Raw genomic sequence first — 14,019 nt, forward strand, 5'->3', positions numbered from 1 at the left:
AGCTTTGTCGATTCGGAAGTCGGGTCCGTCCGTGGGGGGATTGTAATTAATCCGGAGCGGAATTGCGCAATCCTACGATGGATCTCGGAAACTTTGGACCCAGCGAGAATTCGTCGCCAACAGCCCCCGCACGACCGAGCGCACTTCGTCAATCTCGAAAGGGTCGTGTTCCAACTCGTGCTCGAGCAGTTCAAGCTTTTTGCGGACCAGGTACCCCTGCATGCTCTGGTAGCGACGAACCTCGCCACGCCGCAGGAAGGTCCCGACCTCCAGCCGGCGACTCCATTCCTCCCAAACCGGAAGCCAAAATAGGGCGTGATCGACATCGCCACTGTTGGCCGCCGAGAGACATTCGGCACGCGCGAGCGAGATTTCGTCCAGGCATTCATTCGGTGACGGATAGTAGGCGTAACAGGCGACGACGCTGAGCGCCACCAGTCCGGTCAACATCGTGCCGCCGATGACGCCGCGGGGCACGATGATGTCGAATCGTCGCCGCATGACCGGTTCCTCGTCGATCGGTGTCTTTGATGCCAGACGTGCTTCGTCGATCCCCACCGCTCGAGCAATGACGCCGATCAACGCGAATCCGGCCAGCACTGCCAGGGCGATCATGCCCGCGATGTCCGCCTGTTTGCCGACCGCGGAAACCGAACCGGCCCACAAATCGGTGTGATAGGCCGATAGCGGGTTGGCATAGATGTCGAAGGCATGTGTGTGCCCGGCCGGCTCAACCCCCGGCGGTACCAGCGGCTTGTTGATCCCATAGGAAATCCCGACCACGATCAGCAATAGCGTCGTCAACCACACGGCCGAAGATTTCCATCCGTAGTGTCGGGCGAACCAGAACGGAGTCGCCAGATTCAAGCCAGTCCCCAGGATCAACAGCGTGAATGCTGCGCCGGGTGAATTCGCATGCTGAAACATCATGCCGAGTTGGCTCATCGCCAGCATCGGTGTCGCGTAGATCGGGACCGCCACCGCCAACATCGTCAAAGGGGCCAACGGATCGTCGCGTTCGACGCTGTGTTGCATCGCGCCATAGGGAAGCACCGCCGCCAACACGGCCAGTCCGGAAAGCGCCAAGAACGTCAGTGCGAGTGGTTTTCCGCTGGCATCGCGAGCCATCATCATGACCGACGCCGCCAATCGACGCGGGCCGATCAATCCCTGTTCGCTTGGCGGGTTGTCGTCCGCCCAGGGTGAACCCTGGCGGCCGAAGGCGTCCCACAGCAATCCCAGTGCGGTGACGATGAACAGTGAACCGACGGCGAACAGGATGATCACCAGCGGACGACTGAGCGTCAGCCCGTACAGTAACGACAGCGGGTTGAACAGCGGTGCCGAGAGTGCGAAGGCCGACATCGCCCCCGGTTTCACGCCGGACTTTCGCATCTGGATCAAAATCGGAAGCACACCGATCGAACAGACCGGCAGCAACATTCCGATCAGCCACGATTGGGGCAGACTGCGGAGCGAGTCGCCGCCGAACAGTCGCCGCGTGCCGTCACGACCAACGTAGTAACGCAGGATCGCAGCGATCAGCAGTCCGACCAATAGTGTCGGCGAGGCGGCGATCAGACCTTGGGCGACACGTGTCAAACCGCCCAGTAACATTGCCGTGGGGGAGTTCATGGGGACGCTCCTTTCAACGAAGCCAATTGTTCGGTGGAGTTTGCCAGCGTTTGCTCGATCAAGTCACACAATGCCGCTGCTTGTTTGCGATTGGACTCGCTCCATTCGTTGCCGGCCGTGCGGAGATTCGCAGCCAAGGAGGCGGCGGCACTGTCGATCGGAATCCAGGCTTGTTCTGACAAGTCAGTGTCAGCCGCGATCTCGGGGATCCAATTGACGATGTCGGCAAGCTGGTCACGTTGCCGTTGAATCTCGGCGGGGTCCGAATCCGCGCCGTCAAGCCGATGTTGAATCTTCGCGACGGCGTCGGCCAGACCATCGGGCCAGTGCGCCGCGACTTCGTGATCGTGTTCGAAATGCGACGCCTTGGGAGCGTCGTCGCTGGTGCATCCGGCAAGGGTCGTGGTGATTGCCACCAACAGGACGAGAGTTCGGCACATCATTTGTACTCCGGTGCGGGAACCGTCTTCATGATCCGATCGATCACCGCGTCGACCGATTCACCACGAGTCAACAATCGAACGGACAAGACGCTGTGGGCGACGTCTGCCACATCGGTCGGGGTCACGAAGTCACGCCCCTTCAACAGCGCCCAGGCCTGGCAAATCGCCTGCCAGTGCATCATGCCACGTGGACTGACGCCCAATTCCACCGCATCGTCGTCGCGGCTCGCTTCGGCCAGATCGATGATGTATTCGGCGACACGATGATGGACACGGACCGCTTGAGTTTGCCGTTGAAGCCCGTGCAGATCGTCAAGCGAAAGTGGCGATGCGGTCGGCGGCGCGTTGCTCCCTTGCCCGTTCGCCGAATCGTGAACCTCTCGTTGCAGCAGGCGTCGTTGGGCATCGCGATCGGGATATCCCAGACGTAGCTTGATCGAAAACCGATCCAATTGGGCCTCGGGCAACGGATACGCGCCGTGTGAATCAATCGGGTTCTGCGTCGCGATCACAAAGAAGGTGGGCGACAGCGGCTGGGGAGTACCATCGATGGTGACCTGCCGTTCGGCCATTCCCTCCAGCAGAGCGCTTTGCGTTCGCGGCGTGGTCCGGTTCAGCTCGTCGGCCAAAAGCACGTCGGCAAACATCGGCCCCGGATGAAATTCGAACTCGCGCGTCTTCTGATTGAACATACTGAAGCCCGTGATGTCGGCCGGCATCAGGTCCGGCGTGCATTGCACGCGTGCCAGACGTCCGTGGATGGCTTCGGCGATCGCTTTGGCAAGCGTCGTTTTTCCGGTTCCCGGTAAATCGTCCAACAGCAAGTGTCCGCGCGAAAGCAGGCAGGCGATGACCAGGTCAATTTGGTCCTCTTTGCCAAACAGCACACTGCGGAGATAGCTTCGTATCGACGCGACGCCGGACGGGACGGGGGGACGGATCGGATGGTCGGAGAGTGTTGAGTCGGCGGTCAGATTCATGACGTCGCCTCCTTCGTGAGTGTGGTGATGGTTCGGACATGCAGCAAATCGACCAGCCGGGTTTCGGCTTTCATGGTCGTCTCGTCGACCTGCCCAAAGAACACGGTATCGGCGGAGTTTGCGAATTGGCGGGCCGCGTCAGCGATCATCGCGTCGGCGCGAGTGAGTTCTTCCAGCCAGACGCGTTGAGACTTACCGATCGGGCGGCGTTTTCCGGACAATCGAGCCCGCCACTCGATGATTTGAATTGCCAAACGGATGCGTCGACGGGGGCGAAGCGGCCGGCCGAATCTCCAAACGGCCGAGAGCATCCAGTCCATCCAAGTCAATCGCGTGAGATAGCCGACGGCCAGAACAAACGTTCCTATGAGAAAATACGGCCACGACGCCGCAGCAGATCGCCGGGCAAGCAATCCCCATGAAGGCGAATAAACGGGTGCCCGATACCCCGGTGTCGGTTCGATTTCGATCCAACGCCCATCGTCGAGTTGGACTTCCGCCCAAACGTGCACGTCCCGGGGCAAAACCGACGCATGACCGGCGGCAAAATCGAAGGCATCAGGGCGCACGTAAAAGCCCGTGACCAGACGCGATGTCAATCCAAGTCGCCGCGCCAGCAACGCCGCCGTCGTGGCAAACAGATGATCGCCGCCGCGACGTGTCCGCAGAAACTGCTCGACCGACGTCGCCGTTTGTTCGACCGAGCGGTCGAGTGTGAACTCGTTGCGAAGTATCGCGACGCAGGCGTTCAATTGATCGGCCGGATGAGAGTGATGTGCGGTCGCGTTCCGGACCAATGCATCCAGGTCGGAGGCGGCCGACGGGGCAAGCCTGTCGTCGAGCTTCTCTACTGGTCTGCTCGCCGATTTCGCGACCAGATGTGTTCGGATCTCGTCCTCCATCGTTTTGACGCTTGCCACGTGCACCACCGTCAGCGGAGGCACTTTCTCGCGGCCGGGCATATAAAAACTGCCGTCGCGGGAGATGCCGAAAAAGTCTTGCCGATCGATGTCTTTGATATGAACGCCAACGGTCATCATCGGCGCAGGAATCCGCTGGGAATCCAGTCGCAGAACCTTCAGCAATCCCACGGAGGTCGCGTCCGCGTTGGACCTCTGGAAGATGCGCATCACCGGATCGAAGAACCACGACGCCCGATTGATGTCGACACGAGTGAGCGCATCACGTTTCAGATCGGCCGACTGGCTCCAGTCGTGTCCGTCGAAGGTATCGTAGCGATGCATCGCCAGACGGATTCCTGTCGGGCCATCCCACTGAACGACGCTGTCTTCGGAGGCGTCGTCGAAATGACGGTGCTTTTTTGGCGGCACCCGCTCGGTCGAAAACGTCCCGCCGCCCTGCTCGCTTTTCGCGGCCTGTTCGTGCGTCGGGATCATGTTCTCGTTTCCCATGGCCTGTCTGCGTTCCCATTTGTTTCGCAACTTCTTTGGCTCGCCGATCATGTCGTTAAACATGTCGAACAACGTCGACTCGGTCGATTCCAAGAACAGGTCCGAATCCACCGCGCCAAACGATTCAGCATGGTCCTTGGCCGCGATCGCGGCATCGCCGGTCCCCACGCCATCGCGTGCCGCCGGGTCGGACCACACGCTTCCGCCGCTGGCAGGCATGAAGCCCCCTGCCAACCGGTTGGATTTCCAGACGGCATCCTTGATGGAAAACACAGTGGCGCCCAGCACCAACACCATCATGACCAGAACCGTCGGTTGCAACGCCCAATGACGCTCGACGGCGGCCGGCATCGCCAGATCCAGACGCTCCCAATGGTTCGCGACCAGATGCCAAACACAAATCAGGATCCAGAGCAACGGAAAGACGATGGCAAATCGATCATCCGAAATCGATGCGCAGAACAATACCAGAAATCCGCTTAAGATTAACGCCAGCGATCGAATTCGGTCGGTCGTTGCGCTGGTCGCCATCGCAAGTGAAACGGCGCCGAATACCGTGAGCGCCGACATTTCAAAGGCGATCGGAGAACCAAAGGCACGTGCCACGATCGCAAACCCGATCGGTGTGCACCCCAGCAACATGGCGGCGGGAATCACCAGGCGACTGAGTTTTTCCCGCGGACCGCTGCTCAATTGCACGACGATCGCAACAGCCGACACCGTCACTAGTGTGGCCATTTCAGCGACAAACCACTGCCGCGATTCGACATAGAACCGCAGCGGAACAAGCGAGGCGATTGCAAGCAGCGCCAGCAAGAGCGTCTCGATTCGTTTACGCGACCAGGGTTGCATCGCGCACCTCCGTCCAAAAGGCGAGACACTGTGTCGCCAAACCGCGATCACGACGAATCAAACGGTGGGTGTGACCGTCCGACAAGCGGCGATTTTGTGACGGGTCGCAAATGCAAACCGTGACATCGCCGCGGTTGTCTGACGAGATCGTGATCGAGGCATGACCGTGGACCGGGATCGCAGTCCGCGAATCGACGCCCCCATCGACCGGGACATCGGCCAGTGCGTCCATCATCTGGACGAACCCTTCCCAGCCACGTCGGACGGGGATTCGCCGGTTACCGACGTGCACCTGCAACGGGACCGTAGATTGATGCAGATTCGCCATCACGCTGGCAGCGACGCGGATGCGGTCGGAGAGTTCCGCTGGATTTGCCGAGCGATGATTCACGTCCAAAATCACGTGCACGCTGGGACATTGCGGGCCGCTCCGTTCGGTCACGACCAATTCACCCGACCGCGCCGTGGCGATCCAATTGACTTGACGCAAACAATCTCCCTGGCGGTACTCTCGCACGCCAATAAAGTCCCCTGTACGCCCGACACGGTTGCCTTCCCCGGTTTCAGCGACTCGACGTCCGGTCATCGCGGTCTGGCCGGTGATCGGAAAGACCTTGGGCCACACGGTGATCGGGGAGAGATCGTTGAGTTTGCGTTTGGCCGTCCAGATTCCGAACGGGAACGAGCAGGTCAGCACCGCATCCCCATCGGGATAGCGGCCCCTCAATTGCGGTCGGATCGAGAATCGGTAGGTCGATGTCGCCAAGGACCGAACGAAGGCCAGCGCAACGGTGGGGACATCGGTGTGGTCGGCGGAGTGATTGGATCGATCCAAAAAACCTTCGATCGCGAGCCCCCAAACGGGTAGCGGCAGACGATTGCGAACCGCCAATCGCAACTCACACGATTCATCTTCGTGAACCTGACGCTGCGCGGCAGTCAAGGAACACGTGACGACCCGAACGGCGATCGCCGGCCAGAGCATCCCGATCGCGATCACGGTGGCAAGCGTCACCGCCATGGTCCATCCGATCGGCGCAAAATACATGCCGACAATCACGCTGGCCACGGTCGCCAAGACGAACCACCCGACCGGCTCTTTCAACCAATAAACAAAACGATTAGCCCAGGGACAAAAGTCGGTCGTCAACAAACGGACGGCCCAACGCTTGTCCTCGGGCGCGCCATGGACGATCGCCATGAGTGCGCACCTCGGGTACGAAGCAATGAACGGGGAGATAGAAGCGAGAAGTCATCTAGACTCGTGGCGGTCCCCGTACCGAGATGCTACGACAAAGACGTTCAACCGCGCGGACCGTTTTTCGAACGTGAACCGAAGTCTGCACCGAGATTTCGGGTGCGAGCGCCGTCGGTTGGACAATGAAGGCTGCGTGTCGTGACGCAAAGAAACTCTGACAGACGCTGCACCGATCCGAATCATGACCGTCCGGGCAACCGTGATCACTGCCGTCGGTGTGTGCCTCCGGCGTCCGCTCTGTCGTGCACGAGGAACTTGAATGGTGAGCGTGCGATGCCCCATCGGCGTGTGAGTGGTGGCAACAAGCGTGCCGCGGTGATTCAGGCCGTGTGGCTTCGACTTCAATCCGCTGGCAACACGCGTGGTTTGCCTCCACGCAACCGACGTGCGTCCAGCCGGCAAGGTTGCCGATCAGCAACGATGCGATGCACAGGTAAACGCAGCTATGGCGGAGCAGAAACAAAGCCTGGTTCAACCACAAAATCGAAGAAGAAAACCCGCCGACGAGACGAGTCGCCGGCGGTGACGCCACCTGCAATCCGAACGCGGCACATGATCAAGTTTCATCGCACTGGTACGGGCGGTCAATGCGTTGGGTTCAGGAACACACGAGCCTACGCGAAATCTTCATTGCAAAAATGATTCCCGAGGACGCACATCATTGGTCATTCGCGACCCTTCGCCATCATACACGGTATTATTCTGCAATGCACTATCGATTTGCATCCGCAAGCGGTGTGCATCCGCAATGATTGGCTGCAATGCGAGCGACATCGTTCGGATCGCGCACGGGGCCCCTCCTGTGGAGGAGGACAGGTAAGTTGATGGAGGTCATTTTCCTGCCTCCGAAATCTTCCTACCGCTCCTCCCGGATACTTCATCCGGGGTTGTCGGCCGGATTCAGCAGATGGGGGGCAGAATGATGGGGGGCAGAATGATGTTGCGGGCGAGGGCTTGCGCCAGACGGCTGAATTAGCAATACGATTCACGTTCCGAGTTATGAAGCGAGGAGCGGGCGTGGCATCGCCGATGCCGATGGCGTTTTCCGCTACCGCTTGAATGCCCGTTGCATCAGGTAGTTGGTCATTTGAACGCCCCGACACTGGACGGTTTGCTCGCGGGCGACTTCGAACCCCACGGACAGAAAGAATGGCTTGGCGGTGATGCTCGACTCCGTCGTCATTCGATAGATTTCGTTGTCGGTTGCGTCTTGGAACAGACGTTCGACCAACCGCCGTGCGATTCCCAATCGTTGATGGTCTGCGGAGACAAAGAGACGGTCGAGATGCCCTTGGCGGGTCATGTCCGTGAATCCGACGATCTGTGATCCCTCAACCGCGACATACGCGAAACGATCGTCGAATCGGTCCGCCCATTGGTCACCATTGATCAATGACGGAGCCCAAGCGTCGATCTGCTCCGACGAATAATCGCGAACATTGATCCGGTGAACCGTCTCATGAAACAATTGCAGACAGGCATCGGTATCGGTCCGTGCCAGTTCTCGTAAACTGATCGTCATTGTGACTCCTGCAAGATTTCTCCCCGATCATCGGTTTTTCGCCAATGGGCGTCATCACCTGGCAAGAATTTGAAAACGTTGACCTGCGTGCCGGCACGATCACCTCGGTGGACGATTTTCCGCAGGCTCGAAAGCCGGCCTATAAGATCCGAGCCGATTTCGGACCGGATCTGGGAACGAAGCAAACCAGTGCCCAGGTGACCGCAAACTATTCCAAAGAGGACCTGCTTGGGCGCCAGATCATCGCGGTGGTGAACTTTCCCGCCAAGCAGATCGGTCCCTTCATGTCCGAATTTCTGTTGGTCGGATTCTACCGCGAAGATGGATCGGTCGTGCTGGCAGTTCCGGAGCGTGGCGTTCCCAACGGTGCAAAACTGGCATGACACTATTGAATCGTAGCGACCTTCGCCAGAAGGTGGGTCCACGGTCATTCCCACGCTCTGGCGGGAACATCTGCGTCAAAATGGCGCCGTCAAGCAAGTCGCCTGGCCGGGATGTCAGCCGAGGGCAGTCGCCCTACACTACGGTAATGAACGAACTTCGCACGTTGCAATTCGATGATCTGGACGCCGCGGTCCGCGAGGCGCGTGCGCTGCACGCGAGCGGCTACACGCGGCAGGGACGCTGGTCGCTGGGGCAGATCTGCCGGCATCTGGTGCTGGTGCAGCAGCCTAGCGTGGATGGCTATCCGGCGTGGATGTCAATGTTCGCGTTTCTGCGGCCGATCATGCGGCGCTGGCTGCTGCCCAAGGTGTTGCGTCCGGATTCGCCGCGTGGCATCCGGACGGCGTCGATGTTTCAGCCGCCCGATGAATTGAACGACGCTGCGGAGGTGGACGCGTTTGCCGACAGCGTCGAAAAACTGAAGTCTCATCCGGGCAGGTTTTATCCACATTCCGCATTTGGACGGCTGCCGCGAGAGCAGATCTTGCGAATTCACGCGGCTCATGCCGCCCATCATCTACGGTTTCTGCAATCCGGTCCGCCACGTGATTGACCTTCGCAAACCGAGCAACTAGCGTTTGGCCAGCTGCCGAGTCCGGTCGTCGGTCTCATTGACGACGTCGACAACCTGTTGCGGCATCAACCGTTCGTTCCCCTCGACGATGACGCTACTTCCCTCGGTCAGACGGGCCGTGGCGATGGCAACTCGATCGGTGGTTTCGAACAGCACACGCACTGCGATCATCTCTGCCTTTCGATCCGCGTCGACGGTAAACACACTCGGTTGCCCGTCGCGACGCACCACCGCGTCCTTGGGAACAGTCAAGAACTCGCCGGACTGGCCTGACGGGACCCAGCCCTCGACCGACATCCCTGGCGCCAACAACCCGTCGGGGTTTTCGATCGTCGCGATGAACGGGCTCGTTCGGACGCGAGGGTTGACATCGGACAAGCGACGGGACTTCAGAATGTGGAACGTTCGGTTCAGAGACGCTGACCGGATCACTACATCGTCCGGATTCTGGTGGATTGCGACGGCAAATCGTTCCGGAACCTCCAACCAGGCTTCGATCGGACCGGTCGATACGATCGTCAACAGCTTGTCTCCGGGTTGGACCCAATCGCCCGGTTCGACATGCCGTGCAACAACGGAGGCGTCGTAGGGAGCGGTCACGGTCGTATCGGACAGTCGGACGGCGAGCAGGCGAATCGTTTCTTCGATGCGTTGGATCGTTCGCTCGGCGGCTTCGATTTCTGCGACGGCGACATCCGCGGCGGCTCGGAAACTGTCCAGTTCCTGACGGCTGATCGCGTTCTGCTCGATCAACGCTTCGCCACGGGCCAGGTCGGCGGCGGCTCGCTTTGCGGTCGCACGGTTGCGTTTCAATTCCGCCTCGGCGACCCGTTTGTCGGCTTCGGCGGCAGCGTGTTCGGCCAGCAATCGACGCGCGTCCACCGTGGCGATCAGCTGTCCTTGCTGGATGACGTCGCCCTCACGGACCTTGAGTTCAACGAGACGCCCTGATTCGAGTGCCGCCACATCGCCTCGTGAAACGGCTCGGAGTGATCCCGTCACGGCTTGACGTTGCTCGAGTTGTTCCAAGCGTGCCTCGGCCACTCGGACAGGGGTTTGGGCACTGGCAGATCCGATCAGCGTCAGAACGAGGACCGCCGGCAAGAATTTAAAGTTCATCGAACGTGCTCCCAAGGATGAATCAGGTCGCAAGGGAATACACGCCAGAGCGAGCAGTCTTACAGCGGATGCAAAAAGTTTTCGATCGCTGAAAGCCGTTGGCTGCGGCGGAGTATTCCAAGCCGAACCAGTCCACCAAGTTCGGAAATCACCGCAATGAACGTCATCAAAGCCTCTGTCAGCCAGCCGATCACGATCACCGTGGCTGTTATCCTGTCCTTGATCGCCGGTATGGTTGCCCTGCGCAACGTTCCGGTCCGCATGGCTCCGGAAGTGGACTCGGTCGTGATCGCTGTCGGCACGGCATGGGAAAATGCGTCGGCCGAAGAAATCGAATCCGACGTCATCGAAGAACAAGAAAAATACCTCGGCGACGTCACGAACTTGGTATCGATGACCAGCATCGCCCGGTCCGGACGCGGCGCCGTCCGGCTGCAGTTTCGCACCGGAACGGACATCGACGAAGCCATGGCCGAGGTGGATCAGAAGCTGAGCGAAGTTCCGGGCTATCCGACCGGCGTCGATGAACCGGAAATCGACGCGGTGGATCCTGAGAGTGTCGACTACATCGCCTGGGTCGGACTCAGCAGCGACGACCCGGACTTTGACGTCACGACCCTGTACGACTTCATGGATCGCCGCATGCGACCGGTGTTCGAACGCATCCCGGGGATTTCGCAAGTCGGAATGCTGGGAGCGCGAGAATCAGAGATTCAAGTCGTCGTTGATCCGGTCGCGCTGGCCGCTCGGGGATTGACCTACGCCGATTTGATCGAGGCCTTGGAAGTCAACAACGCCAACTTTTCCGCGGGCAAAATCACCGACGGCAAAAACGACATTCGCGTCCGCACGCTGGGACGTTTCGAAGAGGCCGACTCGGTCGAAAACCTGGTCATTCGTCGTGACGCGGCCGGGCCGATTTATGTGCGTGACGTTGCCTCGGTCAACGCGGGTTACAAGGAGATGACCGAGTGGGTCAGGGCGCGCGGAAATTTGATGCCGTTCTTCAATTTCCAGCTGGAAACCGGCGGAAACATGCTGGACACGATGGACGAGCTGCAAGCGAAGATCGCGTCGATGAACAGCGAAGGCGGACTGCTCGAGCAACAGGCGAACATCTTGAAGTCCGAAGGCAGGCTGAACGAAAACGCCAAATTGGAACTGGTGCAGACGTGGGACTCGTCGACCTACGTCAAGGATTCGCTGGCGTTGGTGCAAAGCAATATCGTTGTCGGCGGGATTTTGGCGACGGTGGTGTTGTTGCTGTTTCTGCGCAGCGTGCGGACCGTCGGGATCATCGCCATCGCGATCCCGTTGTCGGTGATCGGCACCGTCGTGATCCTGCTGTCGCTCGGCCGCAGCGTGAACATCATCTCATTGGCCGGGATGGCGTTTGCCGTCGGCATGGTGGTCGATAACGCGATCGTCGTGATCGAAAACATCTTTCGTCATCTGCAAGGAGGCAGCGATCCCAAAACCGCGGCGTACGAAGGCACCAAGGAAGTTGGTGGTGCAGTCCTCGCATCGACGTTGACCACATTGGTCGTGTTCGCCCCGGTGTTGATGATCGAAGAAGCCGCCGGACAGCTGTTTCGTGACATCGCCCTCGCGATCATGGCCGCGGTCGGATTAAGTCTGGTCGTTTCGTTGACCGTGATTCCGTCGGCAGCCGGTGTGTTACTCAAACGCGTCAAACCGTCGGCGAATGGTCGGGAGGATGTCCGAGACTCGGGCGAAGTCGTGCCGCTGCGCGGCAGCGGATCGGCTTCAAGCCTGCCAACGTCAAGCCGCCTGCGACGTTGGAGCGTGGCGCTGTGGCGTCTTGCAAAGCGGTCGACCGACCTGGGCGCGATCCTGGGCGGGATCGTCCGATTCTTAATCGGCGGTTGGGTCCGACGCGTCGCGACCGCAACGGTGTTTGTCATCGTCACGGTCGCCGGCATTGTCCTGCTCGTTCCGCCGCTGGACTATCTGCCCAAAGGAAACCGCAACGTGGTGTTCAGCGTGATGGTGCCGCCGCCGGGTTATTCGGTCGATCACCTGTTCAAGGTCGGTGACCGGATCGAACCGAAAATCGCACCGGCGTGGCAATCTGCCGGCGACCGATTCGCGATCGAGCAGGTCCGCCGCGGCGGGCCGAACCCGATGACCGACCACGGGATCCGTTTGCCGGCCGAACCCGGAAGCAAGGAAATCGTAAAGGCTCCCGAATTGGATCACTACTTCATGGTCGCCCGCGAAGGACGCATCTTCCACGCCGCCATCCCGGTCGACGCGACAAAAACCCCCGATGCGTTGCCGCTGCTCGAGCACGCGATGGGTGACGGAGCGGCCCCGGACACGCCGTATTTTTCGTTCCAGTTTCCGCTGTTCCGCACCGGCGGCACAACGGGCGCCGCGATCAAGATCGATGTCGTGGGCGATTCTTTGCAGGAAGTCGTCGACTCGGCCGGCGCCCTGATGGGCAATCTGGTGGCCGACTACGGACCGCAAAGCACCAACCCGTCGCCATCGAACTTTTCATTGCCGACGCCCGAAATTCGGGTCACCCCGATCGACGAACGACTGCAGGACGCCGGTTTGACCCGCCGCGATGTCGGACTTGCCACGCAGGCTTCCGGTGACGGCATTTTGATCCCACGACGCTTTGAACGCGGCGGGGAATTGAAGGATCTGAAAATCATCAATCGAGACGCCTTGGGGGACACACCGGTGTATTCGATGATGAACGTTCCGGTTGCGACGCGTCGTGACGGCGTGATCGATTTGGAAAGCGTCGCCGATGTCGATCGCGTCGGCGTGCAAGACCAAATTCGCCACGTCGACCGGCAACGCGCCGTGACGCTGGAATTGACACCGCCGGCTGACATCCCGCTGGCGACCGTGGTCCAGCAATTAGAGGCGAAAGTCAAGGAACTTCGCAAAGGCGGCGCGATCCCGCCGAGCGTCGACGTCAACTTCGCCGGTTCGGCAGGCAGCCTCGCTGAAATCAAGACCGCGCTGGTCGGCGATGGAACGGCCATCGGGACGATCGGCAGCTCGCTGTTTCTGGCCTTCGCGATCGTCTACCTGTTGATGGTCGTGCTGTTCCAAAGCTGGACGTACCCGCTGGTGATCATGATCAGCGTTCCGCTGGCGACGTTGGGTGGCTTCATCGGGCTCGCGCTCGTCCATCAGTGGACCGTGGCCGATCGCTACCTGCCGGTCCAAAATATGGACGTGCTGACGATCCTGGGCTTCGTGATCCTGGCCGGGGTCGTCGTCAACAATGCGATCCTGATCGTGCACCAAGCGTTGAACTTCCGTCGCGAGCGGCTGTCGCTGGATCAAACCGAAAACTCTGAATCGGCGACCGCGGGACTCGGCTCGTTCGGGGCGACGGAATCCTGGACGAAAACAGACAGCGACGATGCAATCGTGCGTTCGGTCACCAGTCGCGTGCGGCCGATTCTGATGAGCACGCTGACCAGTGTCGGGGGCATGTTGCCCTTGGTCTTTTTGACCGGACCGGGCAGCGAACTTTACCGCGGCCTGGGAGCCGTCATCACCGGCGGACTGCTCGTTTCGACCGTGTTCACCGTGTTTCTGGTCCCCGTGGTGCTGAGCATGGTGTTCGACCTGGGGCGAGGGAATGTAACGCAACCGGCCGTCGAAACACAGGATGCATTGGCCGCGTGAAGATCTGGTAGGTACCGGGAATCGCGCCTGCATTCGGCTCGTTTTATGCGATGGCTGTGCGATGTTGCTGGATTGAGCACGTGATTTGAATTCGCCCACGGA

At 59.9% G+C, this 14,019-nt stretch carries 10 protein-coding genes; 3 read left to right on the top strand and 7 right to left on the bottom strand.

Features of this window, described 5'->3' with window-relative positions; translation table 11 throughout:
* Positions 1 to 72: 72 nt before the first annotated feature.
* The 6 genes from Mal15_RS15470 to Mal15_RS15495 all read right to left on the bottom strand — a co-directional run bounded on the left by Mal15_RS15470 (position 73) and on the right by Mal15_RS15495 (position 8,102).
* Positions 73 to 1,635, bottom strand: coding sequence for a permease (locus Mal15_RS15470; RefSeq protein ID WP_147868602.1), 1,563 nt, complete (start codon positions 1,633 to 1,635; stop codon positions 73 to 75).
* Positions 1,632 to 2,075: a hypothetical protein gene (locus Mal15_RS15475; RefSeq protein WP_147868603.1), complete on the bottom strand. Its 444-nt coding sequence runs from the start codon at positions 2,073 to 2,075 to the stop codon at positions 1,632 to 1,634. Before Mal15_RS15475 ends, Mal15_RS15470 begins: the two co-directional genes overlap by 4 nt.
* Positions 2,075 to 3,058 (bottom strand): AAA family ATPase, encoded by a 984-nt coding sequence (locus Mal15_RS15480; protein WP_147868604.1) that lies wholly within the window; start codon positions 3,056 to 3,058, stop codon positions 2,075 to 2,077. Before Mal15_RS15480 ends, Mal15_RS15475 begins: the two co-directional genes overlap by 1 nt.
* Positions 3,055 to 5,322, bottom strand: coding sequence for a transglutaminase family protein (locus tag Mal15_RS15485; RefSeq protein ID WP_147868605.1), 2,268 nt, complete (start codon positions 5,320 to 5,322; stop codon positions 3,055 to 3,057). Before Mal15_RS15485 ends, Mal15_RS15480 begins: the two co-directional genes overlap by 4 nt.
* A complete protein-coding gene (locus Mal15_RS15490; protein WP_233903473.1) occupies positions 5,303 to 6,523 on the bottom strand; it encodes a DUF58 domain-containing protein in 1,221 nt (406 codons plus the stop codon). Before Mal15_RS15490 ends, Mal15_RS15485 begins: the two co-directional genes overlap by 20 nt.
* Before the next feature lie 1,105 nt (positions 6,524 to 7,628).
* Positions 7,629 to 8,102, bottom strand: coding sequence for a GNAT family N-acetyltransferase (locus tag Mal15_RS15495; protein ID WP_147868606.1), 474 nt, complete (start codon positions 8,100 to 8,102; stop codon positions 7,629 to 7,631).
* A 44-nt stretch (positions 8,103 to 8,146) separates the two neighbouring features.
* On the opposite strand from Mal15_RS15495, the gene Mal15_RS15500 reads away from it, so the two are divergent.
* Positions 8,147 to 8,485 (top strand): tRNA-binding protein, encoded by a 339-nt coding sequence (locus Mal15_RS15500; protein ID WP_147868607.1) that lies wholly within the window; start codon positions 8,147 to 8,149, stop codon positions 8,483 to 8,485.
* Positions 8,486 to 8,631: 146 nt separating this feature from the next.
* Positions 8,632 to 9,099 (top strand): DUF1569 domain-containing protein, encoded by a 468-nt coding sequence (locus Mal15_RS15505; protein WP_147868608.1) that lies wholly within the window; start codon positions 8,632 to 8,634, stop codon positions 9,097 to 9,099.
* A gap of 18 nt (positions 9,100 to 9,117) precedes the next feature.
* On the opposite strand, the gene Mal15_RS15510 is transcribed toward Mal15_RS15505, so the two are convergent.
* On the bottom strand, positions 9,118 to 10,239 hold the full coding sequence (locus Mal15_RS15510; RefSeq protein WP_147868609.1) for an efflux RND transporter periplasmic adaptor subunit: 1,122 nt from the start codon (positions 10,237 to 10,239) through the stop codon (positions 9,118 to 9,120).
* 156 nt (positions 10,240 to 10,395) lie between these two features.
* On the opposite strand from Mal15_RS15510, the gene Mal15_RS15515 reads away from it, so the two are divergent.
* Positions 10,396 to 13,917 carry an efflux RND transporter permease subunit gene (locus Mal15_RS15515; protein ID WP_147868610.1) on the top strand — a complete coding sequence of 1,174 codons (3,522 nt, stop codon included), beginning with the start codon at positions 10,396 to 10,398 and terminating at the stop codon, positions 13,915 to 13,917.
* Positions 13,918 to 14,019 lie beyond the last annotated feature (102 nt).

Origin of the sequence: Stieleria maiorica (genome assembly GCF_008035925.1) — a bacterium.
GTDB classification, from domain to species: Bacteria; Planctomycetota; Planctomycetia; order Pirellulales; family Pirellulaceae; genus Stieleria; species Stieleria maiorica.